This is a genomic window from Weizmannia sp. CD-2023 (assembly GCF_036225245.1).
GTDB classification, from domain to species: Bacteria; Bacillota; Bacilli; order Bacillales; family Bacillaceae_C; genus Weizmannia; species Weizmannia faecalis.
The window spans coordinates 45,544-71,681 of sequence record NZ_JARTJQ010000077.1 but is presented as its reverse complement, the minus strand read 5'-3'; the positions used below and the strand labels follow the sequence as shown (position 1 = coordinate 71,681).

Genomic DNA, 26,138 nt, shown 5'->3' with positions numbered 1-26,138 from the left:
TTTGTTGCCTTTATACCCATTTATATGCTTGTACGCATCCGGCTAGTACCTTTTCACACGCATGAAAAAAAGCAAGCCTTGTGCTTGCTTTTTTTCGGTATTCCTTCTACCGGCCGCCTAAGGGTTTTTAAATTTTACAGTAAGGGCCTGTCCGGATTTCACTTTTGATTTTGCCGGAATGCTTTGGGATACGGCATAACCTTCCCCGCTTATGGTCAGGCGGAGGCCGAGCAGTTTGGCAGCGCCCGCCACGTCGCGTTTCGAAAAGCCGCGTATATCCGGCATTACTTTATTGCCATTTGTTTTCAAAAATACTTTTGCGCCCGGCAGCAGTTGTCCCTGTGCCCTGGGTTCCTGGGCCGTTACGGCATCGCCATCGCCGAGCACAACAGGGGTAAGGCCCAATGCTTTTACGGCAGATGACGCTTCTGACCGGCTGTCACCCGTAAAATCAGGAAGCTTGGCAAGGCGTACGGTCTTTCCTTTTGCCGGTTTAATGTTTAAATATTGCAGGCTGTTCTTCATAATCGGGTTAAACAGCGCTTTAACCGGTTCGCCGCCAAGCTCGCCGGCTTTTAAATGCGGCTGCTGGACAACGGCGTAAACGATTAATTTCGGATTGTCTTTCGGCGCCATACCGAGAAAAGAAAAGATATAATTATCGGTACCGGTTAAATATCCGCCGCCGTTCGGATTCGGGATCTGGGCGGTACCGGTTTTGCCGGTCACCTCGTAGCCCGGAATGTTATAGGCCGTGCCGGTTCCGGTTTTTTTATTCGTCACAACCGTCCGCAAATAATCCCGGACTTTTTTCGCGGTATCCGCGCTGATCGGGTTGCCGGCAACGGTTGGTTTTGTTTTTTCCGTTTTTCCGGTTGCGGGATTGACCACTTTCTCGACTACATACGGTTTCATCATTTTCCCGTCATTGGCAATAGCTGTTGCCGCCTGAATCATCTGCATCGCGGTAACGGTTGTACCCTGCCCGAATGTCGACGTATACCGTTCAATCGGATAATCGTATAAAATTTTGCCGGAAGCTTCATTCGGCAAGCCGACTTTCGTCTGTTTCCCGAACCCGAACGCTTCCAAATACTGCTTAAATTTATCCTGCTTAATATAATCCAGCAATGTGGCAAATGCAACATTAGAAGAACGCTGCAGCCCTTCTAAAAAGGTGATCCTGCCCCAGCCGACCCCGCCATTATGGTCTTTAATCGGGTTTGGCACATTTTTCACCCGGAATTCTCCTGACTTATAGGTCGCATTCGGGTGAAAAACGCCTTCCTGGACGGCCGCCGCCAAGGTAAAAATTTTCATCGTTGAGCCCGGTTCATAAGCGGTTTCGACTGGATCGTCCTGCCAAGCATCGCTCAAACCTTTCCGCGTTTCCGGATCAAATGTCGGCCGCTGCCCCATTGCCAGTATCTTACCCGTTTTCGGATCGGCCACGACAACAAACGCTTTTTTCGGATTGTATTGTTTCTGGACTTTGCCAAGCGCATCTTCAACGAAAGACTGGATTTTCTTGTCAATCGTTAAATAGACATTTTCCCCGTTTTTCGGTTTGGTGACTTTTTTATGCGCGTTTGGCAAAATATATCCCCAAAAGTCGCCTTCATAACTGATTTTTCCGTCTTTGCCTTCCAAAGCGGCATTCATGCTTTTTTCGATTCCCATTACACCTGCCATTTGGCCGCCTGTCTCATTTTTCTGCGCATAGCCGACCAGATGGGAGGCAAACGAACCGTTCGGATACGTGCGTTTCGGCACGGCTTCGAACTGGATGCCCGGCAAGTTCTGTTTTTGAATTTCATTTTTTACGTTATACGGAATATCCTGCCCCGCCTTCCCGAACTCCACTTGAAACCGCCCTTTTTGTGTCAGGAGCGAATAAATTTTTGATTCGGGCATGTCAATATATTTCGCAAGGGCCTGGGCGGTTTTTCGAGGGTTGACAACATGTTTCGGATGTTCCGGATCAATCGTGACTTTCGGGTCCAAAACGGCGACCAGATTGTACGAAACAACATTTTCGGCGATCACTTCCCCGCTTGCATCGTAAATATTGCCGCGGGAAGCGGGAATGGCGCTTGTCCGCAAATATTTTTTCGCCGCTTTTGCCGCGAGCACTTTCCCGTCTGCCTGCCCTGTGATTTCAATCGTCAAAAACCTTACGGCGATAATAAAAAAGGACAGACCGAATATGATAAATAATATCGCTGCCCCCCTGTTTGTATTCAGTTTTCTGGACTTCATTTATTTTCAACAACCTTGACATTATTCTCGTCCAATTTCAAGCCGAGTTCTTTTGCCTTTTCGTAAATACGGTCGTAGCGGCTCAATTCGCTTACTTGCATTTTCAAATCATCGGTCACCTTGTTTTTGTTCTGGATCGTGGTTTTTGTATCTTCAATCGACCGGTTGACATTATAAATTGCAGCTTCCGTCGATACGATCTTCACGGCCATAATCAGCACGAACAAAGCAAAAAGGCTTGCGATGATTTTTTCCCCTAAAGTGATCTGCGCGCGTCTTGTGGCCGGTGCTACTCTTTTTTCAATCTGTTGTTGCTGTTCCGGCGCACGTTTCGGCTGCCTTGCTAAATTACTCAAAAAACTCCCTCCTCTATTTTCTTAGCGTTTTTCCGCAATGCGCAGTTTAGCCGACCTTGACCGGTTGTTCCCGCCCACTTCCTCATCATTCGGGACAATGGGTTTCCTCGTAATGAGTTTTAATACGGGTTCGTATTCTTTTGGGATGACAGGCAGCCCATGCGGCAAATCTCCTGCACTGCTGTATTCTTTCAATATATTTTTACAAATGCGGTCTTCCAGGGAATGAAAGGTAATGACAGAGACCCGCCCGCCTGGTTTTAAAAGCGAAATGGCATCCGTTAAAGACATTTCAAAAGCAGATAATTCATCGTTCACGGCAATCCGGATCGCCTGAAAGACCCTTTTTGCCGGATGCCCGCCTTTTCTTCGTGCGGGTGCAGGAATCGCTTCTTTAATTAAATCGGCCAGTTCACCGGTTGTTTCGATCGGTTTTTTGGCACGGGACGCCTCGATTTTGCGGGCAATTTGTTTTGAAAATTTTTCTTCCCCGTACCGGAAAAAGATCCGGACCAGTTTTTCATACGGCCATTCATTGACGACTTCATAAGCGGTAAGCGGCGCATCGAGGTCCATCCGCATATCGAGCGGTGCATCATGCTGATAGCTGAATCCCCGTTCCGGTGTATCAAGCTGGGGAGAGGAAACGCCCAAATCATACAAGATGCCGTCGACAGCCTGCACACCGCGCGCGTTCAATTCTGATTTTAAATACCGGAAATTGCTTTTAATAAAAGTGATCCTGTTTTGGTCATGGGCAAACTTTTCTTTGGCATGCTGAATCGCCGTTTCATCCTGGTCAAAAGCGTATAAATGCCCGCCGGTAAGCTGCTGAAGCAAATAGGCGCTGTGGCCCCCGCCACCGAGCGTGCAGTCAACATAAATCCCGTCCGGTTTAATATGTAGCCCGTCAACGGTTTCTTTCAGCAAAACGGTCTTGTGTTGAAACATACTGAATCTCCTATCCAATCGAACATGTTAAAGGTCAAAATCGATGAGGTTTTCCGCAATATCAGCAAAAGAAGCCTCCGATTCCTGAAAATATTCTTCCCATAAATCTTTGCTCCAAATCTCAATTCGATTGGAAACGCCGAGCACCACGCATTCTTTTTCGAGTTTCGCATAGGAAAGGAGCGGTGCGGGAATAAGAATGCGCCCTTGCTTGTCCCACTCGCATTCGGTCGCCCCCGAAAAGAAAAATCGTGTGAATGCGCGGGCATCTTTTTTCGTTAACGGAAGGGACTTCAGTTTTTCTTCCACCTGTTTCCATTCATCCGCAGGGTAACCGAAAATGCAACGGTCAAGCCCGCGGGTAATGACAAACGTATCGCCAAGCTGTTCACGGAATTTGGCCGGTACAATCAAACGGCCTTTTACATCGATATTGTGCCGGTATTCTCCCATGAACATTGGCGCGTGCCCCCCGCTTCCCACTTCATATTATAATTTACCACAATCCCCCACCTTTCACCACTTTAATTTTTATATTCTCCTCGCAGCTCCGTTTTCCTGCTTTTTGCAAGAAAAAATCAATTTAAAACTTGCCTGCCGTAAAGCCTTGTTCCAACATGGTGAGTCCCGGCAACCCGCTTTTTCGCTTTGCAATTATTTTTTCAAAAAAGCATCATGAACCAAAACCACGTCGGTATCGTGCGGGAAGCGTCTTTACAATTCATTTTTCCAACAAAGCATCGTGAACCAAAACCCCCTGTTTTTTTGCATAAAAAAAGCCGGCCGCTGTCAGCCGGTTAAATTTTAACGAGTTTATGTGTGCCGTCAAATGTGAACGGCAGGGCGGCAAGGGTGTGGATAAAGTCCGCCCCATATTTGTTAAGGAAATAAAAAAGGTTCCAGACCCTTTCCTGGGGATTGCCGTCCGGGCGCAAGGCACGTTCGACCCGCGCGTATTTTTCAAGGATGTTTTCATGTTTTCCCGCAATCTCTTCATCCACTTTCCGCTGCAAAAACGCAAGCTGCCCGAGGTGAAAATCGAGATTTTTGCGGGCAAGCGGTTCCAACCCCTTTCCAATTGCGGCAAAAATTTTATCGTATTGCATTTTCAGCATGTTTTCCGTTTCTGCAATGAGCGCGTCCATATTCTCATCTTTTGCGTCATTCCAATATTTTTCCCGCTCTTTCCGGGTCCCGTATTTTAATACATGCCCGATATCGAGTTCCAGTTCCTCGATATCCCTTTGGACCGTTCTCTCAAGCAACGTGATATTGAGTCGCGGCACGAGAGGCGGCATCAGAATCCCCATTTCTTCAAACACCCGCTTCAGCTCGGCCCAGTACGCAATTTCGCCCGGCCCGCCGATAAACGCAAGGGTTGGGAAGAGCCATTCCTGCATAAGCGGCCTTGTGACAACATTATTGCTCAGCCGTTCAGGGCTTTTCGCACAAAGCGCGCGCAACGCTTCCTCCGTAAAAAAGGGGCTGCCGCCTTTCCCGGTAAATCCGCCGTGCTCCGGACTGTACTCCAGCAAAATCCGTTCCTTCCCGTCATAATAAAAAAGATTCAGCGCCCGCCTGGAAATATCAATCGCTTTTGGAAACTCAAACTGCGCGATTTCCTGCTGCTGCCAGAGGACCGCTTCCGTAATCTTGTCATAATCCTGGATCATCCGTTCAAAAAACGGCGCCTCGATCTTTCGCAAGTTCGCATCAGCCGAATCGATGAGCAGCACCCCGTACACCTTGAAAAGATCGTGAATCATGCAGGCAAACAGGTCAGAAAGGCTTTGTGCCCTGTCTGCAAACGCCTCCAGCTTGGAAAGAAGGGCATTGGTATGTTCGGTTTCGCCAAATGCTTCAAAAACTTTATGTATCCATTTTTTTAAATGGGCAGGATCCGGTGTGGTATCAGAGATCATTTTTTTCTCAAGCGGCCCTTCAGCATAACTAAATTTTTTTAAACGCCTTTCCTGTTCGGCATAAATATGGTTCACTTCCAAGTAGTCATGGTCCTCGCCCGCGATCCAGAAAACAGGTACAACCGGAATTTGCAGGGCTTCTTCCTGCTCACTGGCAAGCCGGATAATCGAAATCAGTTTATGGATCGTATAAAGCGGCCCTGTTAATAGCCCTGCCTGCTGGCCACCGATCACAACAGCAGCGTTCGGCTGCCTTAATTTTTCCAAGGAATGGGCCGTCTCCGGGGAGATTCCAAATTTTTCCATATAGTGCCCGATACAATCTGCCAGCCCTTCCCGGTTAAAAGCCCGTTTTTTTAAATCTTCCACTCTTTTATGGAAAACAGAAGCATCCGTTATATCATAATGAAAAAAATCCTTTACAGGAGATTTTTGCGCAAGATAGAGGGAAGCGAACCGATTCGTTGCTGGAATTGAAAAGTTTTCCAGTTCCATCAAATGATTCTTCCTTTCTCGTTTTCATTGATTTTCTCATTGAGTATAGCATTTTTGTGAAAAAAAGAAAAAAAGCCTGCCTGCTCGTTTCAAGGCTGCCCGTTTTCAAAAACAGAAGCCATGTTTCCGGCCGCTGCGGGCACGGCGGCAACACCCGGAACGTGCCTCACCCCTTATCCTCCATCCCTTTCACCATTTCATAAAGGGCGGACGCAAGCGGAACCTGGCTGTTTTGACGGGCAGCCGTTTCCAGCATGTAACCGAGAATCGCGTCAATCTCGGTCCGTGCTCCTTTTTTCACATCTTTCAGCATGGACGATTCATTTTCGCACGTATTTTTGCAAATGCCGGTGACTTCCTCCCACATCTTTTCCCGCGAAAGTTTCGGGAAAAGCGCCGCCAGTTCTTCAAATACGGCGCGGAACACACGGGCATAATGCGGGTTTTTGACCAGTTCCCCGTTCTTTGCCTTTAAAACGGCTGTGAGCGGATTGATGACGGCATTGGCAAAACATTTGCGCAAAAGCATCAGCTCATAATCCGGCTGCACCGTGAACGGGAAAGCATCCGTATGCAAATGCACGCTTTCATCCCATTTCCCGCGGTAGACGGCGATATTCGTTTTGCCGTGCCCATTATGCTTCACCGTTGTGCCGTCAAGCCGGGATGCGCCGTGCTCTACCGTACCGACAAGGATCGTTTTTTGCGGCAATTCTTCAAGAAGAACAAGATGGCCCATGCCGTTTTGCAAAAACAAGACCGGCACCCCGCCATCTTCGTTTTTTAAAACGGTTGTCACAGCAGGAAGGTCATATTGCTTGACGGCAACAATGACTAGATCCTGGGAGGAAAGCGAAGAGAACGTGTCATCCGCTTTGACGAAAGTTCTGAACGAAGATGCGCCGTCTTTTACGGTAATCCCTTTTTCATTCAGCTCTACGGCCTGCGCCTTCGTATTTGGAAACAAGGTCACTTCATGCAACTTTCCAAGCCAACCCCCGTATAATAAACCGATCGCACCAGCGCCAATCACCCCAATTTTCATTTTGCCCGCCCCTTTCCATTTTCTTTGCTCCATTTTAACAGGCAATAAGGGAATGGAAAAGAAAATTCCAGACAAATGGTGTGCGACCGTTTACACGTATTTCTTTCATTCTTCCAATTGTTTGTTATATAATGATAATATCAACCGGTTTTATGTAAGAATCGCCGCCATGCTGCTGCGACACAGCATATAAAGAGGGATGGGGGAATTGATATGGCTTATCAAGTGGAAAGGCTGAAAGTGAACTACAAAACGCTCGAAGAATTCAAGCAGTTTAAAGAGTACGGGCAGCAGGAACTGTCCATGCTTGAAGATTTGCAGGACAATATTATTGAAGACAACGCCGACTCGCCATTTTACGGCATTTATTTTGCCGATAAACTCGTTGCGCGCATGAGCCTTTACGAACGGGATGCAAAATACGATCTCTATTTTGACCCCCCGCAAACATTTTTGGAACTTTGGAAGCTGGAAGTGCTCCCGAACTATCAATATAAGAATTACGGCCGGGCGCTTGTTGATTTTGCCAAAAGCTTCGGGCTGCCGATTAAAACAAACGCCCGCCTGAAGTCGCGAGGATTTTGGGAAAAAATGGGGTTCAAACCTGTTCCTTATAATGTCGAACGCGATTTGAGTGAAAACCCGTTTGTCTGGTTGCCGCACGGCGTGAAGCTGAAAGACGCAAAACAGGACAAAAAAACGACCTCTTCTTAAAGAACCGGATTCCGGTTCTTTTTTTGCCTTTTACGAACAAAAAATGTCCCCTGCCTTTTAAGGTCCAGGGGATGTGCCGCCGCTTTAATCTTGTTCAGACAACTGCCGTGCTTTTTCCATAATGGAAAGGAGCGCACTGTATTCTTTTTGCAGCTGCTCATGCTTTTCCTTTTCTTCAAGATACTTTTGAAGCAGCGCCTCATATTTGCTTTTCCATTCCTCTGTACCGCGCCGGGATGCGGACAACTGCCCACTCTCGTGCCTGCTTTTTTCCGCAAGCTGCTGAAGGATACGGATGGCATCAAACAGCGTTGCTTCTGTCTGCTGCCCTTCTTCAGCCGGTGCTCTCCCGGAATCTCGGACGAGCTGCTTTTTTTCCTTTCTTTCTTTTTTTGCGGCTTCAATTTCTGAGGCGTACTGCTTTCTCACATAAGAATTCCACCTGAACCCGCATGCCGCTGCGGTCCGGTTCATCCGCTTCCCTGCCTCTTCAAACGCCCGGAGCTGCGTGCTGCCTTCGCGAATATGGCGCAACACAATGTCCGATAGCAGCAAATCTTCTTCCTGTGTCCAGGCATCCTGTCTGACTGCCGGCATATCTTTCCCCCCATCCTTTTTAATACTATTCATATGCCGTTGATAGAAAAGATAGACGAAATTTCGAGAAAAAAAGGAGGAACGGGGAGAAGCTTTTGGCGGAAAGGGATGGCGTTTTGAAGGCAAATAAAAAAGCACGGGTTTGCGCCGTGCTCTTTTATTATTTATTTACCACAACTTTGTTTTTGTAATAACCGCAAGATGGGCATACGCGGTGTGCCATTTTCATTTCACCGCATCGCGGGCATTCAATCATGCCGGGAACTTGCAATTTAAAATGTGTGCGGCGTTTTCTTTTTGCCGTTTTAGAAGTTCTTCTAAAAGGTACAGCCATTCTTCCCACCTCCTTATAAGAGATCAGCATATCATTTAGCCGAAGATGGCGGTTATTCAGAATCCTGGTCAAAAAATTTCGCAAGGTCGGCCATACGCGGGTCTACCGCTTTTTCCGCCTTCTGCTCCATTTCCAGATACTCGTCCTCCGTCAGCACCTGCCAGTTGTCCGTATGCGGCAGTTCGCCTTTTTTGGCTTCCTCACTGAAAACCTGCATGGGAATATCGAGCAAAATCAATTCTTTCATAACCGGGATCAAATCAATGACCTCATTTTCGGCAACATGCACTTCTTCATCTTCAGTGCCTTCATAATCGGAAGGCTCGAGAAGAAACGTTTCTGTCGATTTCAAGTCTACCGGGTAATGTACATCAACAAGCGTCCGGGCACAAGGCAGCACAAGCGTTCCTTCAATGTGAAGGTCAAACGTCACCCTGCCCTGCTGAGCACTCCCCGTTCCCGTTACGTGAAAAGGCGAAGCCCCGCGGATCTCGGAATCAGTTTCCATTAAATCTTTTGTAATATCAACCGATTCATCTATCTCAAAGCGCTTGTCCCGAAATTTTTGCAATTGAATGGCAGACCATTTCACTTTCATCACCCCAAGACAACAAAGGTAATTATAGCTTCCCTCATACCTTTTGTCAATATTTTTTGCTTTACAACCATGATGTCCACAACGAAAATTTTTCTTCAAACCAGAAACCGGCCCGGGCTTGTTTAAGACGCGTCCTTTTTACGCTTTCATCTTCAAGACTCCCCGTTTTTTCAAAAAAATTTTGCAGCAGGCAGGATTGCTTTTTTTGCCGGTTATGTTAAAAATAACTTATCCCAAACGGGTGCTTTTAAACATCCAAATCTTCCGGAAAGGGGAATCACAATTGAAAAGTACCGGCATCATTGTGGAGTACAATCCTTTTCATAATGGCCATTTGCACCATCTTCGCGAGACGCGGCGGATGACAGGCGCAGAGTGTATCATTGCCGTAATGAGCGGCTATTTTATGCAGCGGGGCGAGCCGGCGCTTGTTTCAAAATGGACGCGGGCGGAGATGGCCGTATTATCGGGCGCGGATCTCGTTGTCGAACTGCCGTATGCATTTGCCGTCCAGCCCGCCGAAAAATTTGCGGCAGGCGGGATTGCCATTTTGGACGCTTTGCAGTGCAAAAGCTTCTGCTTCGGCAGCGAATCCGGCGACATCGAAGCATTCCGCCAGGCGGCTGCCGTCCTGCTTCAAAACGAAGCGGCATTTAACGCATCCGTCAAGCGCGAGGTCAAAAAAGGGATCAGCTATCCGGCAGCGCTATCAAACAGCTTTCAGAAGCTCGCACCAGGCGACAGTACGCTCGATTTAAGCTCACCCAATAATATTCTCGGCTTCCATTATATGCTCGCGGCAGCAAGGCAAAACCCGGCGATGGAGGCTTTTACCGTCCAGAGAAAAGCGGCTGGGCACCATGACGTCGCGATAACCGGTGAAATTGCAAGTGCAAGCGCCATCAGAAAAACCATCTTGCAAACCGAAGATCTGCACGCTGCCCGCCCGGTGCTGCCGGAACCAGCATTTCATGTACTGAGCCGGCACCGCAACAACAACGGGCACTTCCTGCATTGGGCGCTTTACTGGCCTTTTTTGCACTACCGGCTGCTTTCCTCATCTGAAGAAGAATTACGCGCCATTTATGAAGTGGAAGAAGGCATTGAATACCGTTTAAAAAAAGCCGCGGCATCTGCCAACAGTTTTCCCGACTTCATGGAAAAAGTGAAAACAAAACGATACACGTGGACAAGACTGCAGCGAATTTGCACCCATTTGTTAACCAATGCCAAAAAAGCAGAAATCAAAAAACATGCGGCAAAACCGTCGTATATCCGGCTGCTCGCCATGAACGAAACGGGAAGGCGCTATTTGAACAGCGTGAAAAAAACGGTACCGGTTCCTATTATTTCAAAATTTTCGCTGCAAACTGCCCCGTTGCTTGCACCGGACATAAGAGCCGCGCGGATATATGCCCTCCCGCTTCCGGCAAACGAACGGGAACACTTAATGATCCGGGAATTCAGCAAGCCGCCTTTTTTTGCAGACGAAAAAACGGATGGCGCGTGAATCCGTAGGCTGTCTTTTTACAGGCGGAAAAGCTTCGGGCATGCGGCTGGGAAGAACCGGATGAAACGCATGATTTTATGAGAACGGCTTTTTGCAGACGAGAAAGCCGCATACTTAGGCTGTTCTCCTTTTTGCAAGCGAAAAAACTGCAGGCATGCAGGCTAACACCTTTTTGCAAGCGAAAAACCGATGAAACGCATGATTTTCAGCTTTTTACAGGCGGAAAACCGGAACCCACATTACATTTCAGACTTGCAGGCAAAAGCCCGGGATGCGTGACAGCCTTCCCCCTTCTTTACAGGGAAAAGCCGCTAAAACAAGCGGCTTTCCGGTTATTTTTGTTTCAGGCCGTTTAAATAGGCGAGTGCATCATCCAGTGTTTTGACCGGTACAATTTTCATGTTCGTCCCGATTTCTTTCGCCGCCGCTTTTGCCTCTTCGTAATTCGGCTTGATGCCAGGCTCGGCTTTTTTCATTTCAGGTGTAATCGTATCATCTGGAGCAAAGAAAATGTCCGCCCCTGCTTTGTCCGCTGCAATCACTTTTTTATCAATCCCGCCGATGCGGCCGACCTCCCCGTTTGGCGAAATGGTTCCGGTTCCGGCAATTTTATAGCCTTTTGTGATGTCCTGTTTGGTCAGCTGGTTGTAGATTTCCAATGTGAACATCAGCCCGGCGGAAGGGCCACCGATTTTTTCGGTATCCATTTTCACAGCCGGGTCGGATTTGACGGTCCGGTCATCGACAAGGCTGATCCCGATTCCCGTTTTATGATGGTTTTCCTTGAATTTTGCAAGTGCAACGGTTGCCATCTTCGCCTTTTTATGACGCATATAGTCCAATTTCACTTTGTCCCCGGCTTTTTTCTTTGCGACATAGTTCATAAACTGTTTGGAAGACTTGAATGCATGGCCGTCCACTTTTGTAATTCTGTCCCCGGCTTTGAGCACTTTTGCGGCCGGCATCCCGTCATATACATTCAGGACATAAATCCCTTCGTAATGGGAGCTGAACGGCCTTTTTGCCTTCTTAAAAGCAGCCTGGATGGCATTATGTTTTGCTGATTCCATTAAATAAAGCTGATAGACATTGTATTCCTCGTCCGTCATATTTTTATCCATAATTTCACGAACCGGTACGACATCCTCGTGTTTTCTCATTTTTGCCCAAAGATACGTATACGGATTCGCGCGGCCCATACGGACAGTCGTCAGCATCAATTGGCCTTTTTCAGGATAGCCGCCCTTTACTTTGATCAGCGGGGCAAGCTGCATGGCACTCCCCGGCATTTCAATATAATAAGGCAGCGGCACAAAGGACAGGAGGGCAAGAATCAGCACTGCCACAATCAATATGCGCCGCCGGATGTTTCGGTGTTTCATTTGTCGGGCTCCTTCCATTTTTCCAGCAATTGCTGTATTTCAGTTACGGATTGTTTTGCTGCTTCTTCCCCTATCTTAATGATTTGTCCGGCATTTGTAAAAGCCATTGAACTGTACATTGAGACATCGGGGCGGATCAAAACATGGGCTTCCGTTTTCCGGCTTTCGGCCAGTTCCATCTGCATGATATCGATGCTTTGCATAATCACATCATAAATATGGCGGATTTCCGCTTCTTTTTTCATGACGGAAACATCCACCCCGATCAAAAGCTCCGCCCCCATTTCCTTTACAACGGACACCGGGACGCGGTCCACCACACCGCCGTCCACAAAAAGATGGCCGCCAATTTTTTTCGGGACAAAAATGCCAGGGATGGAAATGCTGGCGCGCACCGCTTCTTGAACCGGCCCTTTTTTGAACACCGTTTTTTCGCCGTTTGAAAGATTTGCGGCGACAACGGCAACAGGTGGGTTCAATTCTTCAAGTTTTTTCCCATGAACGAGCAAACGGATCAGATCTTCAATTCTTTTCCCCGAAATCAGGCCCATCTTGCCAATTTTAAAGTCCAAATAATATTTGCGTTTAAATGCACCGGAAAGCAGCTCCATCTCGCGGACAGTCCGCCCCGCCCCGTACAGCGCCGCAACCAGCGCCCCAATGCTGCTGCCGGAAATCATATCCACCGGGATGCCTTCCTCTTCGAAAACTTTCAATACGCCGATATGCGCAAAGCCTCTGGCGCCTCCCGAGCCGAGCGCCAATCCGATTTTCGGGCGGCCCGCCATTGTCCCCCCTCCTCGTGTCCTTCTTTCGTACAGTTTATGGTCTAATTTACAGACCTATGAGTATATTTGATTTATAAGGACAAGCGAGCAAGTGCTGCGGATTGAAAGACAGGGGAGGAACACAGATTGTACCAGTCTAAACTCAAAAGCGCCATTTTGGCCTTCAGCGTTTCGATAATGGCGATTTCCATGATTGTATTGCCGGATGAATCTTTTAAAGCCTCCATTCAAGGTTTAAATATGTGGTGGGAAGTCGTTTTCCCCTCACTTTTTCCTTTTTTTGTCATTTCTGAACTGCTGATCGGCTTCGGAGTGGTCCGCTTCGTCGGTGTCCTCTTGGAGCCGTTGATGCGGCCATTGTTCCGTGTTCCAGGTGTTGGCGGATTTACTTGGGCCATGGGGCTTGCTTCCGGCAATCCTTCAGGGGCGAAACTGACCGCCCGTCTCCGTCAGGAAAAACAGATTGACCGGGTTGAAGCAGAACGGCTTGTAGCGTTCACCAGTTCTTCCAGCCCTCTTTTTATTTTCGGGGCGGTCGCTGTCGGCTTTTTCCATAATCCTTCTCTCGGCATTCTGTTTGCCGCGGCGCATTATGCGGGCAATATTATTGTCGGCCTGGTGATGCGTTTTTACGGAACCGGCGAGGATATAAGAGGGCCAAAAAAGAAACATACCTTTCTTTTAAAAGAAGCGCTTCTCGTTTTGCATGCGACAAGAATTAAAAACAGCAAGCCGATCGGGAAGCTGCTCGGGGACGCTGTCATGTCCGCCATCCAGACGCTTCTGATGATCGGCGGATTTATCATCCTGTTTTCAGTCTTTAATAAATTGCTTCTGTATATGCATGTCACATCCGTATTCGGCATGCTTGTCTCCCAGCTGCTTCACCTTGCGCATTTTTCGGAAAAGCTGAGCATCCCGCTCATTTCTGGCCTTTTCGAAGTAACACTCGGAATCCAAATGATCAGTGAAGTGCAGGAATCCTCGCTGCTTCAGCAGGTCATCGCCGCGAGCTTCATCCTCGGGTTTGGCGGGTTCAGCATCCAGGCGCAGGTGGCCAGTATTCTTGCCCAGACAGATATCCGTTTCCGGCCGTTTTTTCTTGCCCGCCTGCTGCACGGTTTTCTGTCGGCTGTGATCATCCGGCTCGTTTGGAATCCGGTCTACTTACGCTTTTTTGCTGAAAAAAGCGCGTGGCAGGAAGCTTTTGGTATGCCAGGTGGAGGCCGCAGCTTGTACGCGCGCGTCACGGATTGGCTTGGAATTTACGGGCCGTTATTTACCCTGTCCTGTCTTGTGCTGTACATTTTCCTTTATTACCGATCGTGCCGGGCAGACCGGGCCTGAAAAAAGCGCAAAAAAGCGGGGAGCATTCCCGCTTTTTCTGATGCCTTTGCAAATTTTTCAATAAATAAACTGGGCCTGTTTTTAAAGTTTTTAGTGCGGTGTATAAACGGCATGTCCGGTTTTGGGGAGCCGGTTTAAAATGTACATCCGGCCCAGCCCGGGATTTTCCGGCACTTTATGTACGGCCGGTATGTCCGGTTCCCATTGCTTTTTCTATTGTATCAACACTTCTGTGTTCGTCCAGCTCTTCCGGAATGTCCGGTTCCGCCCGCTTTTCTATTGCCCCTGAAATTTCTTTTTCAATGCCTCATGCACAACCGGTGGTACCAGTTCCGCAATATTGCCGTGGTATTTGGCGATTTCTTTCACAATGCTTGAGCTGAGAAAAGAATACTGGTTGTTTGTCATGATAAAAAAGGTTTCAATTCTATCATTCAGCACACGGTTCATGGATGTCAGCTGCAATTCATATTCAAAATCCGAAACAGCCCGTAAGCCCCGGATAATCACATCCGCTTTTTTTGATTCTGCATATTCCATTAAAAGCCCCTGGAAAGAATCGACTTCCACATTCGGGATGTCTTTTGTCACTTCCCGGATCAACGCTTTTCTTTCTTCAATATCGAAAAGCGGTTGTTTTGAAATATTGTTCAGCACTGCCACATAGACTTTGTCAAATACTTTTGCCCCTCTTTTAATAATATCCAGATGCCCGTTTGTAATCGGATCAAAGCTGCCCGGGCAGATCGCGGTCTTCCCCACGGGTTTCATCCCCCTTTTTCGTGTAAATCGTGATGCCGGTGATGCCGTACTGTGCTGTTTTATATGTAAAAAGATTGCCCGCTTTTTCCGGTAAGGTCAGTCCGGCGTCGTGCTCGCAAACAGCGTAACCGTTTTCACGGAGAAGGCCGTTTGCCGAGATAAATTTCAGCATCGCGGTTAGTTTTTGCTTTTTGTAAGGCGGGTCGAGAAATACCGTATCAAAGGCAAGCCCCCGTTTCGCCAGCACTTTCAATGCACGGCCGGCATCGTTCCGGTATACTTCACTCCGGCCTAAAAATTCGCATTTTTCCAGGTTGGCCCGGACGGTTTGCAGCGCCTGGATCTCCTTATCAACGAAAATCACTTTCTCCATACCCCTGCTCAAGGCTTCGATCCCGAGCCCGCCGCTCCCTGCATATAAATCGAGGCCCAGGCCTTTTTCAAAATACGGGCCGATCATATTAAAAATCGCTTCTTTTACTTTATCTGTCGTAGGCCTCGTTCCCATTCCCGGAACGGCTTTTAAAACAGTGCCCTTTTGGCTGCCTGAAATGACTCTCATGCTGGTCACCACGTATCATCAGATTTCCATCTTATCCTACCATATTTTCCGGCCGGGTGGAAAAGTTTTTCACCAAAATTTAAAGCAAAAGTATAATTCAGGAAAAGTTGGCCATAATGATACCAGCAGCATCAAAAGATGTTGCTGCCAACCGCGGAGAAGACTTACGTTTCCCCATAAGTTCTTCCTCCGGTTTCTCCTCTCCCTTTGCCTTCTGTCCGGAATAAGGATATAGAAGGGCCCTGCAGTATTGGCTGCAGGGTTTTTTATTTTCCGCATTCTTGGCCGGGCACGTCGTTTCAAAAAGCCGGCCGGCATCTCCCCCGGTTTATTTTGCAGAAATACTTTCCGAATAAAAAGAAGTGCAGTAGAATAGAAGCAGCAAATTTGTTTGTAAGCGAGGAATGAAGATGCAACAAAGATTTATTGAACTAGGAAACGGATATACAGATTTATTTGAACTGATCGAACTGGCAAAAGCAAACCGGCACCGGCTGCACGGCATGCTTGCCCTTCATACCATCGTTGCGGATCAAGCTGTCACTTCGCCCGTGCTCATTTTAAAACCGACCGATCCGGGGGAATTTCAGGCGTTATACGTTTGCCTTGAAGGGATTCCGGATCCGAGGGTGCAGCCAAACAAACGGTACAGCCTGTTTGCCGAAACCGCAGCTGCTTTAGGAGCGGACATTGTGGAACTCGAAGTCCGGCCATCTTCGTCTTTTTCCGACAAAAACCTTTTTTATCAATATTTAATCGGCATATTAAGAATGAACCGGCTGATTCCGCCGCTGCAATAAATATTTCGGCCAGAGTGCAGCCGGATGTGCTTGATTTAAAATGCGCGGGACGGAGCTTCCGGGCAGCAACGCTTTTTTGGGCACGGCGGATTTGCGGTGATGCACACGCAGGAAATGCTAGCATGCAAACCCGGCGCCTTTATAGCCCTATTTTATAATCGTATTCTTTTGCTTTGTCCGGTTTTGCGTTTTCATATTCCGTTTTTAAAAACGGCTTCATGGAATAATCCACTTTCCTTACAAACGGAAGATTTTCAATTTTCGCTTTTACCTGCTCTATCTCTTTGCGGTCACAATAAAGGACGGCATACTTCATCCTTTTTGACGCATAATGGACATTGCCAAATCTTCGTAAATGTTTCGTATGCTTCATCTGATACAGCCAAATGATGAGGCCCTGCCGATCTGATAACATAGCGTTTCCCCTTCGTGCTTTTTTTAATGAGTGTACCATACCTTTTTTCACGGAACAATAAGGAAAGGCCGCGGATTGCGGCCTTATCACGATTTATGCGGAACAGCTGCAGCTGCCGCCGGTTCCGCAGCCGCCGGAACAAGAGGCATCAAAAAACGGATTTCCGGTCGGCACTTTTATATGTTCAGAAACAGATTTGCCAATCATCAGGCTGATTTGGTCGAGCAGATCCTGGAGGGCATTTTCCGCCCGCCTGAATCTTGCGACGTTCTCATCCAGATCCATTTCCCTCTTGGCTTCCCTTGTTTCTTTGTTGATGCGTTTATAATCAGGGTGATACCTGCCAAAGCGCTGGACTTCCTCAAACTGTTCTTTCAGGCGTGCAAATTTCCGGATTTTCTGCTGTGTGGCTGGATCATGATACATCCTGTTATAGCAGTCCCGGTAATTTTCGGCAATATCCGAGGCAATGACCATTTTCGCCAGTGCTTCAGCTTCAGACAAAATTTCCGCGCTTTCCAATGTTGCAAGCAAAAAGCTCACCTCCACATGATGATTTTACCATGTTTCCGCAAGCTTTGCGAATTTGCCCGATCAGCTCTCTCCATATGTTTTAACTTATACAAAAAGGGAAATGGAATTATAAGAGAGAAGTCATTTCTCCATGTTTAGAAAAAATTACTGAAAGGTGGTATAATTATGTCTTCAGAAAACAATGTTAATCTAAAAAACCCACCAATGAGTAGAGCAACTGCAGATGAACTTTTACCGGTACTAGATGCTATTGAACATATTCCTGATGAATTGTTAGAACAAGGAAACCAAGATGAAATCCAAAAATATTTCAAAGATACTTTACCTAAAATCCAAACAAAAAGCGTGTGGAGTTGTAGCTTAGCAATTGGAGAATTACTTGTTACCAATGCAATTCCGATTGCAAAATTAACTAAAATCAAGAAATATGTTAAAGCATTAGGCGGGGCATGGGAAACTGCTAAATTATTAGTAGGTGCTACCACCGCAGGTGAAAAAATAGCAGCTCTTTCAGCCCTGATGGCAGAACTAACAGGCTTTACAAACGTAAGGAATGAGTGTGGGTTCTAAAATGATTGGAGTGTCATTATGAACTGGGGTTTAATCACATCACTAATTCTCAATGTTGCGTTTTTAATTTATATTGTTGTTTTAACGAACAAGGTTAATGCTTTAAGAAAAGAAAATACAAAACCTAGTGAAAGCAACGATGAATTAATTGCTCTAGCACAGGAAAAACTAAAACTTCTCGGTGCCATTAAAACTGTGAAATTTTTAAGAGAAGAAAAAGGTATGTCAATGTTGGATGCCAAGCAACTTGTAGATGCATTAAAAAAACAGGAGTAGCTTTAAAGCTACTCCTGTTCTGTTACTCTTTAATAAAATAATTTCTACTTTGCAATCCCAATAAGCAATATGCTTTTTCATCTTCATCATCAGCATTCTCTTCAGTCAAAAAATACAGCCCAGTTTTTCCACATATACGAACGGAATTTCTTGAGGCTCTTTGCATCCGTCATCTGCTTCCGCGTGTATCCATACGATCAGCTGACAGAAATATAAAACTGTCTGTGAATGCCTAGGCGGGCGCCTGTGTTTTTGTCCACTACTTCCAGCTGCACTGTATGTACCCCTTTATCAAGCCCTTTTACAACAAATGCAGCCGTATTGTACTCGTCTTTCCATACACCATCCACATAGACTTTGATTTTTGCCGGTTTGGCATGCCGGCTGCCTGAAAAGGTGACGCTTGGAATCATACATTCCACGAACAAATCCCGGTCTTTTACAAAATACCGGACTGATGCCTGATTTTCCGCCGCGGAAGCAGCAGCATCCGCTTCCCGCTGCTCTTTACGCGGCATATGCCCGCTGCAGCCGGCAAACAGCAAACATACAGCAAGGAATCCTGCAGCCATCTTCATTTCGATCACTCCTTGCGGTTATTTTCCGCAAGAAAGCGCTGATTTACTCAAAAAAGGCAAATTTTTTCGGAAATCATCCTTGTTCATAGATGGACTGCACCATATGCATCATCATTTGTGCCATTTGCAACCCGTTTGCAAACTTTTCAACCCGCTGCGGGATCGTTTTCTGGTAATAATGGAGCGCGGCAATTTGAAATTGCTCCAGTTCCTCGGGATGCCTTGACAATTTCCGGTACCACGCCGGCTGCTCCCTTAAAAAAGTTTTCCATTCGTTCGACTGCCGGATGACTTCCATTACTTCGTTCCGCATATGTGCAGCCCCTCTCTAGTCTTTTCTGAATGAAAACGGGCCCTTCGGCTGGGGAGCCTGGGATTGTGGCGTCTGCCCCCCTGTAAACTGCGTGATCACATTTTGGACGGCGGTAATCGCTTCCGTCAAATGCTGCAGGTGGCCTTGGACCTGTGCTGGGTCCAGGTTCTCGAGCATCGCGCCGAGCTGGTTCAGCCAGCTGCTTCTCCCGCCCGTTTTTTCCTTCGTTTCACTGCCTTCTGCCGCGTATTTTTCCCAGACCGGGTCGTCTTCGCCCAGTATATACCATTCTTCAAAGAAATCCTGTAAAGACTTTTTTCCGCCCCGGACTTCTTTTAAAATCAAAGGATGGGTTTTTGTAAAAGCTTTAAACTTTTCTACGGAAGGATGCAATTTTTTCGTTCCCATTTCCGCTCACCCCGCGAGAAAACATTTTTTTCGAACGTTGGCTTTCTGTTACGTTCACATACCTTCCTCATATCCAGCATATGCCGGCAGTAAGCAGGTGTGAAGGTTTTCATTTCCCGTGAATTTTGATACGATATGGGTATGCTTTTAAAAAAACGCGTTAAAAGAGGTATCAGGAGATGAAAGAAGAAATACACCATACTTTTGAAAAAGTGGTCCAAGCGGCAACGGAAGAAGACTTAATCGTATTGCAGCAAATGTTAAATGGACTTTCCAATAAACAAGCCGGGAACGAACGTACATATTTCAAGGATCTCTTTTTGATGGAAGCGGACTTCGATGGGGAAGAATGCGAGGTGACCATTCCAGTTACGCCGTTACTCTACAATAACTTTTCCATCGTTCACGGCGGTGTAACGGCAACCCTGCTTGATACAGCAATGGGCGTGATGGCAAATCGCCTGTTGCCGGCGGGTCAGCAGGCTGTTACATCCAATCTCACCATTCATTATATTGCCCCGGGGACGGGAAGCCGCTTAAAAGCGAAGGCAAAGGTAATCCACCGCGGCACGCAAACGATGGTGCTGGAAGGAACTGCCTTTCGGGATGACGGGACAAAGATCGCCCATTGCACGGGTTCTTTTTTCATTTTGAAATGAGAAGCCGGAAATACCCTTTCAAAAGCCCCGGGCAGCCCGCCTGCCTTATATGCATACATCAGCCGGACCCCTCTCCAGCTTAGGCTGGAACGGTATCCGGCTATGGTGCCTTCATGAAATCCTGGGTATAGTATTTCTGGTACACCCCGACGCCAAGATGGGTGAAATCTTTCTCCAGCAATGTTTTCCGGTGGCCTTCTGAATTAAGCCATCCCTCCACAGCAGCCGGACCATCCGTATAGTGGGCGGCAATATTTTCCCCAGCCGCAGCATAAGAAACATGCCCATTCTTTAATCTTTCTTTTAAGTCTCCATATTTGGGGGAGACATGCGAAAAATAATGGTCGTCAGCCATGTCTTTGCTGTGATTGTACGCCACTTCGGAAAGAGCTGTATTCCAGGCCAGTTTTTTTAAACCGAATCGTGCCCTGACAATGTTTGTAAGGTCAAAAATTTGCCTGGCGTTCGCCTTTTCTACGTCAACCCATTTCGGATCATCCTCCGGAACGGATTCGGGCAGTTCTCCGTGGTACACCATTTCATATGGATGCAGCATCGTCAGTGTGTTTTTATCCATAAAACGGATAAACAGCAATTTGCCGCTGAACTTATCAAGCGCCAGCTGGGCATAGATATCCCCAAGACGGACAAGCGGGCGGATATTCAAATCTTCTTCCGACAATTCAAAGCGGTATGTGCCTTCATTTGTTTGCACCGTCATATCCGTATCCATTAAAATGGAACTGTAAATTTTTTCTACATTTTCTCCAATCTCAAACGGGGCTACGTCTAAACGGGTTCCGACAGCGTAAATGGTCGTAACCTTGCCATTTTTCACGCCGGCCTGAAAATAACCGGTCGATTTTTTCTTATAAATCCACCAATCATAACCATATGGAGACAGATCCACCCTTTGTGGTTTTCCGAAATGTGTGGTCAACGTTTTCACAGGTTTCCCGATATATACCGACATGCCATGATCCGGACGGCTGTACGTTTGATCCTTGCTGTGGTCATGAATGTCAGAACTGTTATCCATTTTCTTGTTAGAGGAATGGTTTTGCAGTACGCCGTTTTCAGGACGAAGCTGGACATAAAGTCCGATCAGAAATATGATCACAAGGATCGCGGCTGTTTTTAAAAAGGTACGCAGGTGACTTCACCTCTCTTGATGTTCCGTAAATTTTTTCTCCTTTAATTCATTTTATTATATATTTTACAGTTTTAAGCAGAAAAGCACCAATTTTTTCAATCACCTCCTCGAAGGGCAGCCGGTGCGGCCGGTTTTTTTGCGGGTATGAACATTTGCATTGCATAAATGTTTGTATTCAGATAAGATAAAATTGAAAGATTTTAATTGTGCGGACGGGAGGGGTATTTTTGCGGTTTGATGACACGGGTTTGGAAAATATGAAAGTGGATCTGACGCGGTTGGATGATGTAATGGAGCGGCACAAGATGGTACGTGCCGGGCAATGGGATTATGAACGCGTCACATATGATAGAAAATTTACGATTCAAGAAGGCACCTATTATCTTCGCGTGCAGGGAGTTGCAACCGAGGGGGATGTGGATTCGTTTGATGCCGTGATTCAGTTAAAGGCGCCTATTTTAGGAAAATATTATTATCCGCATGGTGTGGAGTACGGCGATGACGAGTATTTTCCGCATGATCTCGTCATGTATTGCAGAAAAATTTTGGAAGCGCTTAAAGAAGACTTGGTTGTATTTGCTGAATAAAATGCGCCGCTCCTGTGGCCCCTTAAAACGGCGGGCCATAGAGAGCGGCCTTTTTTAATGCTGTTCGATCAGCCTCCGCTGTTCTCCGGCAACCGGATTCTTTTCCGTGCTGCCATCTTCCTGTTCTGTCCTTGCCCATTGGAAAAAGATGCGGGCAAGCATGATGCCGTAGACGATTTCCTGCATAATTTTCATCACCACACCGCCAAGCTGCTGGTCCTGCAGTACAGGAAGCGGTGAGAAAAGCGCCGGGGAGCCGTAACGCGCCACTCCGGAGAGCATGTCAGCAGGCACACATAAATGCATGGACGAAAGCCACATCGTTCCGTCGGAAAAGCTCCTGTAAACCGGATGATTGGCGAACATGATTAAGGCGCATGCAGGGGTTAAAAGCATGGCGCTTGCAAATAAATAAGCGATTTTTTTCAGGCCACTCAGCGCATATTGCCCGGGCAATGGCGACAAAATCGGCCACCACATCGCTATGGCTAAAAGAAACAGCACAATGGTGTAGATGCTGTGGAGAAACGGCGTGACCTTGACCTGATCGAAAACGGCCGGAATGTGGTACAGGGAAAAAATGATATTAAAGGTGATAACGGCAAGCACCGGATTTGTAAAGAACCGGACAACGGGCGCGACAACCGGAAGCTGCATCCCCTTTTCCAATATCCACACCGGCATCCCACGCAAAAACAGCGGTGCGACAATGAAAAAAAGGATAGACATTTGCAGCATATGGACGGAAAACAGGATATGCCCGATAAGATCGACAGGAGAGCCTTTGACGATGTAAAGCAATACCATCGCTGTACAAAAAGAAACAGACTGCACCGGACTCGGCGGCATTGCGTTCAAATAAGACCTTTTGCATAAGGACGCAAGCAGAAAATAAAGAAAAACAAACAGTAAGATCGTGATAAAAAAATAAGGGCTCCACAGTGCACGAAATCCGAATATTTCAAGCGGCACCATTACCACTCCTTTCCGCACCATTGCAAATCGATTTAAAGCGGGGGCGCCCAAGAAGCGCCCTCCGCTTTACTTTTAGCTCTGGCTCCTAACAGCCGATAATCAAACGCCCTCCGCTTTTCTTTGTCTAGCTGCGGCTCCTAGCCCCTCGGGTCGAATAACCCGTCCGTCCTGAAGCCAAGGCTTCATCCCGGCCGGAACATTCGCCTGTCGGGGCTAAGCAGTCGCCTCCGCTTTTCTTTGTCTAGCTCCGGGCGCTGTCGGCTAGTGAATTTCCAGTCCCCTCCCCTACGATAAGTCAACATCGGCTCGTTCCTCGCCGTGTTTCCTTTATCTCAGTTCGGGGACTATGAAATTCATACGCCGACGGGCAAACGCCCTCCGCTTTTCTTTTCACCACCAGATGATGGTGAGGAATGCCAGTACTGTGACAAATGCGACGAGTGTGCCGCCAAAGATGAAAAGTTTCGGGCCTTCATGGTGCTTATGGTTCATATGCATGAAATAAAACAGCTGAAATACGACCTGGATCGCAGCCAAAAGCAGGATAACCGGAATGGTAAACCATTTGGACAAATGGGCATGGACGGCCCAGAATGCAACAATAGTCAAAAACATCATCAAAATAAAACTGACGACCTGGTACTTCATTTCCTCCGCGCTTTTGCGGCGCCTGTATTCGTATTCAACATGGCGTCTGTCCATTTGTGCATTGTGTTCCATCTTATCCCACCATCCCCATCAAATATACAACCGTAAAGATAAACACCCAGACGACATCAATAAAGTGCCAATACAGGCTTGCCACGTAAAATTTCGGCGCATTGTACAAATTCAATCCCCGTTTCGCGTTCCGCACCATCAGTGTCGTAATCCATAACAGCCCGAACGCCACGTGGCCGCCGTGGAACCCGACAAGCGTATAAAACGCGGAACCGAATGCGCTGCTTGTAAATGTATGATGGTATTCCGTCACATAATGATGGAATTCATAGACTTCAAGCCCAAGAAAACAAGCACCAAGCAAAACGGTAATCAAAAACCAGGCCTGCATTTTTTTAAAAGCAAAATTTTTCATATGATAAATGGCATACACACTTGTAATGGAACTCGTTAACAGAAAAACCGTGGCCAAAAAGGTTAGCGGCAGTTCAAATAAGTCTTTTGCATGCACCATTGATGCCGGGCCCTTGTCTTTCAGCGCCAGGTAGGTTGCAAACAAGGAAGCAAAAAGGACCGTCTCGCCGCCTAAAAACAGCCAAAAACCGAGAAATTTATTCCTGCCTTCAAGCGTCGCCCGCTCCGGGGACTCTGGCCATGTTTTCGCCGTAAAATTTTGTTCTATTTCCATTACGCCCCGGCCCCCCTTTCTTCGCGTTCCATTAAGGCTTCCTTCCTAATATGGTATCCCGTATCATCTTTTACCGACCGGATCAGCATCGATCCAAGGGTAATCGCCAAGCCGATGACAAGGATCGTGATGCCGGCTTTGGTATGGTTTGCATGATACATTGCGCCGAACGCGGCAATAAATAAACCGAATGCCATAAAAAACGGCAAGATGGACGAGTTCGGCATATGGATGTCTTTGATCGGCTCTGCTGGTGTCACCTGTTTTTTCCCTTCCATTTTTTCGAGCCACCAGGTGTCAATTCCTCTGACAAGCGGTGTTTGTGCAAAGTTGTATTCCGGCGGCGGAGAGGAAATCGACCATTCGAGCGTCCTGCCAAACTCCCACGGATCGTTTCCGACTTTCCGGTTCTGGACGGCCGTGACAACAATATTGGCCACGAGGATTAGCACACCTGCCGCCATCAACACCGCGCCGGATGAACTGACGAGGTTATCCGTATCCCAGCCTTGATTCGGCAGATATGTCCACTGCCTTCTCGGCATCCCGAGCAATCCGAGCCAGTGCTGGATCATAAAGGTTAAATGGAAACCAATGAAAAATAGCCAGAATGTGATTTTCCCCATTGTCTCATTCAGCATCGTGCCGAACATTTTCGGCCAGTAATAATGCAGTGCCGCAAGCAACCCGAAAACAACACCGCCGACAATAACATAGTGGAAGTGGGCTACAACAAAATAGCTGTCATGATATTGGTAGTCAGCAGGTGCAGCCGCGAGCATCACCCCGGTAACACCGCCCAATGTAAAGGACGGGATGAAAGCAGCCGCATAAAGCATCGGCGTTGTAAACCGGATGCTCCCGCCCCACATCGTAAGCAGCCAGTTGAAAATTTTAATGCCCGTCGGCACCGCAATGGTCATTGTAGACACGGCAAAAATGGCGTTGGCTACATTGCCCAGGCCGGTTGTAAACATATGGTGGGCCCACACCATAAAGCCTAAAAACCCAATTAAAATAACGGCGAATACCATGGAAGAGTATCCGAATAATCGCTTTTTAGAAAAATGTGCAAAAATTTCAGAGAAAATGCCAAATGCCGGCAAAATTAAAATGTAGACTTCCGGATGCCCGAAAATCCAGAAAAGATGTTCCCAAATGATGGTATTTCCTCCGAAGGCCACGTCAAAAAATTTCGCACCGAACATCCGATCAAATGTTAGCAAGAACAAACCGGCTGTAAGTGGTGGAAACGCAAACAGAATAAGGGCGGACACAACGAAAGTCGTCCATGTGAACATCGGCATGCGCATGTACGTCATTCCCGGCGCCCGCATGTTCATAATCGTCACAAGGAAATTCACCCCAGCAATGAGCGTACCGAAACCTGAAACTTGCAACCCGAGTGAATAAAAATCAATCCCGTGTCCGCCAGATGCGAGGGACAGTGAAGCATAGGAAGTCCACCCCGCATCGGGCGCGCCCCCAAGAAACCAGGATAAATTCAAGAAAATACCGCCAAAGAAAAACAACCAGAACCCCAATGCATTTAAAAACGGAAAAGCCACATCACGGGCACCGATCTGAAGCGGGACAATCGCATTCATAAAACCAAACAAGAGCGGCATGGCCGCAAGAAAGATCATGGTCGTGCCGTGCATTGTCATGACTTGATTGTACGTATCCGCGCCGACAAAATGATTGTTCGGCACCGCCAGCTGTATGCGGATCATCAGCGCTTCAATCCCGCCGATGACAAAAAACAATCCCCCTGTAATCAAATACAAAATGCCGATTTTTTTATGATCCACTGTTGTGAGATATTCATAGACAGTGGCGCCAAAACCTGCCTTTTTTGTTCCTACGCTCACTTTAACCTCCCCTTTGCTTTCGAATATCC

General features: G+C 47.2%; 31 protein-coding genes. 8 read left to right on the top strand and 23 right to left on the bottom strand.

From position 1 onward, the window contains the following. Positions 1 to 117: 117 nt before the first annotated feature. The 6 genes from P9687_RS11435 to P9687_RS11410 form a co-directional block, all read right to left on the bottom strand. On the bottom strand, positions 118 to 2,259 hold the full coding sequence (locus tag P9687_RS11435; protein WP_035181919.1) for a penicillin-binding protein: 2,142 nt from the start codon (positions 2,257 to 2,259) through the stop codon (positions 118 to 120). Further along, positions 2,256 to 2,615 carry a cell division protein FtsL gene (ftsL, locus tag P9687_RS11430; protein ID WP_035189204.1) on the bottom strand — a complete coding sequence of 120 codons (360 nt, stop codon included), beginning with the start codon at positions 2,613 to 2,615 and terminating at the stop codon, positions 2,256 to 2,258. The genes P9687_RS11435 and ftsL overlap by 4 nt, the downstream gene beginning before the upstream one ends. 21 nt (positions 2,616 to 2,636) lie before the next feature. Beyond that, entirely contained in the window at positions 2,637 to 3,566 is a 930-nt protein-coding gene (gene rsmH / locus P9687_RS11425) for a 16S rRNA (cytosine(1402)-N(4))-methyltransferase RsmH (protein WP_035189202.1), read from the bottom strand. 27 nt (positions 3,567 to 3,593) lie between these two features. Then, complete coding sequence (gene mraZ, locus P9687_RS11420) at positions 3,594 to 4,025, bottom strand: division/cell wall cluster transcriptional repressor MraZ (protein ID WP_013858966.1); 432 nt, start codon at positions 4,023 to 4,025, stop codon at positions 3,594 to 3,596. Between the two features lie 338 nt (positions 4,026 to 4,363). Then, positions 4,364 to 5,983: a bacillithiol biosynthesis cysteine-adding enzyme BshC gene (gene bshC, locus P9687_RS11415; protein WP_168985975.1), complete on the bottom strand. Its 1,620-nt coding sequence runs from the start codon at positions 5,981 to 5,983 to the stop codon at positions 4,364 to 4,366. Positions 5,984 to 6,149: 166 nt separating this feature from the next. Next, positions 6,150 to 7,028 (bottom strand): 2-dehydropantoate 2-reductase, encoded by an 879-nt coding sequence (locus P9687_RS11410; RefSeq protein WP_035181923.1) that lies wholly within the window; start codon positions 7,026 to 7,028, stop codon positions 6,150 to 6,152. 213 nt (positions 7,029 to 7,241) lie between these two features. On the opposite strand from P9687_RS11410, the gene P9687_RS11405 reads away from it, so the two are divergent. Next, positions 7,242 to 7,742, top strand: coding sequence for an N-acetyltransferase (locus P9687_RS11405; protein WP_013858962.1), 501 nt, complete (start codon positions 7,242 to 7,244; stop codon positions 7,740 to 7,742). A gap of 84 nt (positions 7,743 to 7,826) precedes the next feature. Here the strand turns inward: P9687_RS11405 and P9687_RS11400 are convergent, their stop codons facing one another. From P9687_RS11400 to P9687_RS11390, 3 genes are all read right to left on the bottom strand, one after another. Beyond that, positions 7,827 to 8,339, bottom strand: coding sequence for an RsfA family transcriptional regulator (locus tag P9687_RS11400; RefSeq protein ID WP_014095572.1), 513 nt, complete (start codon positions 8,337 to 8,339; stop codon positions 7,827 to 7,829). 160 nt (positions 8,340 to 8,499) lie between these two features. Beyond that, positions 8,500 to 8,673 (bottom strand): 50S ribosomal protein L32, encoded by a 174-nt coding sequence (gene rpmF / locus P9687_RS11395; RefSeq protein WP_014095573.1) that lies wholly within the window; start codon positions 8,671 to 8,673, stop codon positions 8,500 to 8,502. A 52-nt stretch (positions 8,674 to 8,725) separates the two neighbouring features. Further along, a complete protein-coding gene (locus P9687_RS11390; RefSeq protein WP_014095574.1) occupies positions 8,726 to 9,271 on the bottom strand; it encodes a YceD family protein in 546 nt (181 codons plus the stop codon). Positions 9,272 to 9,554: 283 nt separating this feature from the next. Here P9687_RS11390 and P9687_RS11385 point away from each other — a divergent pair, with 283 nt between their 5' ends. Further along, entirely contained in the window at positions 9,555 to 10,781 is a 1,227-nt protein-coding gene (locus tag P9687_RS11385) for a nucleotidyltransferase (RefSeq protein WP_035189218.1), read from the top strand. Between the two features lie 332 nt (positions 10,782 to 11,113). On the opposite strand, the gene P9687_RS11380 is transcribed toward P9687_RS11385, so the two are convergent. Both P9687_RS11380 and P9687_RS11375 read right to left on the bottom strand, forming a co-directional pair. Next, positions 11,114 to 12,163 carry a SepM family pheromone-processing serine protease gene (locus tag P9687_RS11380; protein WP_017552189.1) on the bottom strand — a complete coding sequence of 350 codons (1,050 nt, stop codon included), beginning with the start codon at positions 12,161 to 12,163 and terminating at the stop codon, positions 11,114 to 11,116. Continuing rightward, the gene (locus P9687_RS11375; protein ID WP_014095577.1) at positions 12,160 to 12,951 is read right to left on the bottom strand and encodes a patatin-like phospholipase family protein; all 792 of its coding nucleotides are present in this window, start codon (positions 12,949 to 12,951) and stop codon (positions 12,160 to 12,162) included. Before P9687_RS11375 ends, P9687_RS11380 begins: the two co-directional genes overlap by 4 nt. A 126-nt stretch (positions 12,952 to 13,077) precedes the next feature. Here P9687_RS11375 and ylbJ point away from each other — a divergent pair, with 126 nt between their 5' ends. Then, on the top strand, positions 13,078 to 14,298 hold the full coding sequence (gene ylbJ / locus P9687_RS11370) for a sporulation integral membrane protein YlbJ (protein WP_035189197.1): 1,221 nt from the start codon (positions 13,078 to 13,080) through the stop codon (positions 14,296 to 14,298). A gap of 276 nt (positions 14,299 to 14,574) precedes the next feature. On the opposite strand, the gene coaD is transcribed toward ylbJ, so the two are convergent. Next, entirely contained in the window at positions 14,575 to 15,069 is a 495-nt protein-coding gene (gene coaD, locus P9687_RS11365) for a pantetheine-phosphate adenylyltransferase (protein WP_035189195.1), read from the bottom strand. Beyond that, positions 15,026 to 15,622 (bottom strand): 16S rRNA (guanine(966)-N(2))-methyltransferase RsmD, encoded by a 597-nt coding sequence (rsmD, locus tag P9687_RS11360; RefSeq protein WP_017552186.1) that lies wholly within the window; start codon positions 15,620 to 15,622, stop codon positions 15,026 to 15,028. Before rsmD ends, coaD begins: the two co-directional genes overlap by 44 nt. A gap of 410 nt (positions 15,623 to 16,032) precedes the next feature. Between rsmD and P9687_RS11355 the strand changes: the two genes are divergently transcribed. Further along, positions 16,033 to 16,422: a DUF7147 family protein gene (locus tag P9687_RS11355; protein WP_014095581.1), complete on the top strand. Its 390-nt coding sequence runs from the start codon at positions 16,033 to 16,035 to the stop codon at positions 16,420 to 16,422. Positions 16,423 to 16,561: 139 nt separating this feature from the next. Here the strand turns inward: P9687_RS11355 and P9687_RS11350 are convergent, their stop codons facing one another. Together P9687_RS11350 and P9687_RS11345 are read right to left on the bottom strand one after the other, a co-directional pair. Further along, on the bottom strand, positions 16,562 to 16,837 hold the full coding sequence (locus P9687_RS11350; RefSeq protein WP_014095582.1) for a YlbG family protein: 276 nt from the start codon (positions 16,835 to 16,837) through the stop codon (positions 16,562 to 16,564). Between the two features lie 93 nt (positions 16,838 to 16,930). Continuing rightward, positions 16,931 to 17,371: a YlbF family regulator gene (locus P9687_RS11345; RefSeq protein ID WP_014095583.1), complete on the bottom strand. Its 441-nt coding sequence runs from the start codon at positions 17,369 to 17,371 to the stop codon at positions 16,931 to 16,933. Positions 17,372 to 17,536: 165 nt separating this feature from the next. On the opposite strand from P9687_RS11345, the gene P9687_RS11340 reads away from it, so the two are divergent. Both P9687_RS11340 and P9687_RS11335 read left to right on the top strand, forming a co-directional pair. Then, positions 17,537 to 17,941, top strand: coding sequence for a hypothetical protein (locus P9687_RS11340; protein WP_052123299.1), 405 nt, complete (start codon positions 17,537 to 17,539; stop codon positions 17,939 to 17,941). An 18-nt stretch (positions 17,942 to 17,959) separates the two neighbouring features. Beyond that, the gene (locus P9687_RS11335; protein ID WP_035189225.1) at positions 17,960 to 18,217 is read left to right on the top strand and encodes a hypothetical protein; all 258 of its coding nucleotides are present in this window, start codon (positions 17,960 to 17,962) and stop codon (positions 18,215 to 18,217) included. A gap of 197 nt (positions 18,218 to 18,414) precedes the next feature. Here the strand turns inward: P9687_RS11335 and P9687_RS11330 are convergent, their stop codons facing one another. The 3 genes from P9687_RS11330 to P9687_RS11320 form a co-directional block, all read right to left on the bottom strand. Then, the gene (locus tag P9687_RS11330; protein ID WP_035189223.1) at positions 18,415 to 18,795 is read right to left on the bottom strand and encodes a hypothetical protein; all 381 of its coding nucleotides are present in this window, start codon (positions 18,793 to 18,795) and stop codon (positions 18,415 to 18,417) included. A gap of 73 nt (positions 18,796 to 18,868) precedes the next feature. Beyond that, positions 18,869 to 19,108 (bottom strand): YlbE-like family protein, encoded by a 240-nt coding sequence (locus tag P9687_RS11325; RefSeq protein WP_014095585.1) that lies wholly within the window; start codon positions 19,106 to 19,108, stop codon positions 18,869 to 18,871. Positions 19,109 to 19,123: 15 nt separating this feature from the next. Continuing rightward, on the bottom strand, positions 19,124 to 19,516 hold the full coding sequence (locus P9687_RS11320; protein ID WP_017552184.1) for a YlbD family protein: 393 nt from the start codon (positions 19,514 to 19,516) through the stop codon (positions 19,124 to 19,126). Positions 19,517 to 19,695: 179 nt separating this feature from the next. On the opposite strand from P9687_RS11320, the gene P9687_RS11315 reads away from it, so the two are divergent. Further along, positions 19,696 to 20,175 carry a PaaI family thioesterase gene (locus tag P9687_RS11315; protein WP_014095587.1) on the top strand — a complete coding sequence of 160 codons (480 nt, stop codon included), beginning with the start codon at positions 19,696 to 19,698 and terminating at the stop codon, positions 20,173 to 20,175. Positions 20,176 to 20,275: 100 nt separating this feature from the next. Here P9687_RS11315 and P9687_RS11310 read toward each other — a convergent pair whose 3' ends face one another. Further along, on the bottom strand, positions 20,276 to 21,295 hold the full coding sequence (locus P9687_RS11310) for a CAP domain-containing protein (RefSeq protein ID WP_014095588.1): 1,020 nt from the start codon (positions 21,293 to 21,295) through the stop codon (positions 20,276 to 20,278). Between the two features lie 260 nt (positions 21,296 to 21,555). Here P9687_RS11310 and P9687_RS11305 point away from each other — a divergent pair, with 260 nt between their 5' ends. Beyond that, positions 21,556 to 21,915 carry a YugN family protein gene (locus tag P9687_RS11305; RefSeq protein WP_014095589.1) on the top strand — a complete coding sequence of 120 codons (360 nt, stop codon included), beginning with the start codon at positions 21,556 to 21,558 and terminating at the stop codon, positions 21,913 to 21,915. Positions 21,916 to 21,969: 54 nt separating this feature from the next. Here P9687_RS11305 and ctaG read toward each other — a convergent pair whose 3' ends face one another. From ctaG to ctaD, 4 genes are all read right to left on the bottom strand, one after another. Then, entirely contained in the window at positions 21,970 to 22,941 is a 972-nt protein-coding gene (gene ctaG, locus P9687_RS11300) for a cytochrome c oxidase assembly factor CtaG (RefSeq protein ID WP_080746286.1), read from the bottom strand. A gap of 339 nt (positions 22,942 to 23,280) precedes the next feature. Then, positions 23,281 to 23,610 (bottom strand): cytochrome c oxidase subunit IVB, encoded by a 330-nt coding sequence (gene ctaF / locus P9687_RS11295; protein WP_017552180.1) that lies wholly within the window; start codon positions 23,608 to 23,610, stop codon positions 23,281 to 23,283. A gap of 1 nt (position 23,611) precedes the next feature. Beyond that, complete coding sequence (locus tag P9687_RS11290; RefSeq protein ID WP_014095592.1) at positions 23,612 to 24,238, bottom strand: cytochrome (ubi)quinol oxidase subunit III; 627 nt, start codon at positions 24,236 to 24,238, stop codon at positions 23,612 to 23,614. Then, on the bottom strand, positions 24,238 to 26,109 hold the full coding sequence (gene ctaD, locus P9687_RS11285) for a cytochrome c oxidase subunit I (protein ID WP_017552179.1): 1,872 nt from the start codon (positions 26,107 to 26,109) through the stop codon (positions 24,238 to 24,240). The genes P9687_RS11290 and ctaD overlap by 1 nt, the downstream gene beginning before the upstream one ends. Positions 26,110 to 26,138: the final 29 nt, after the last annotated feature.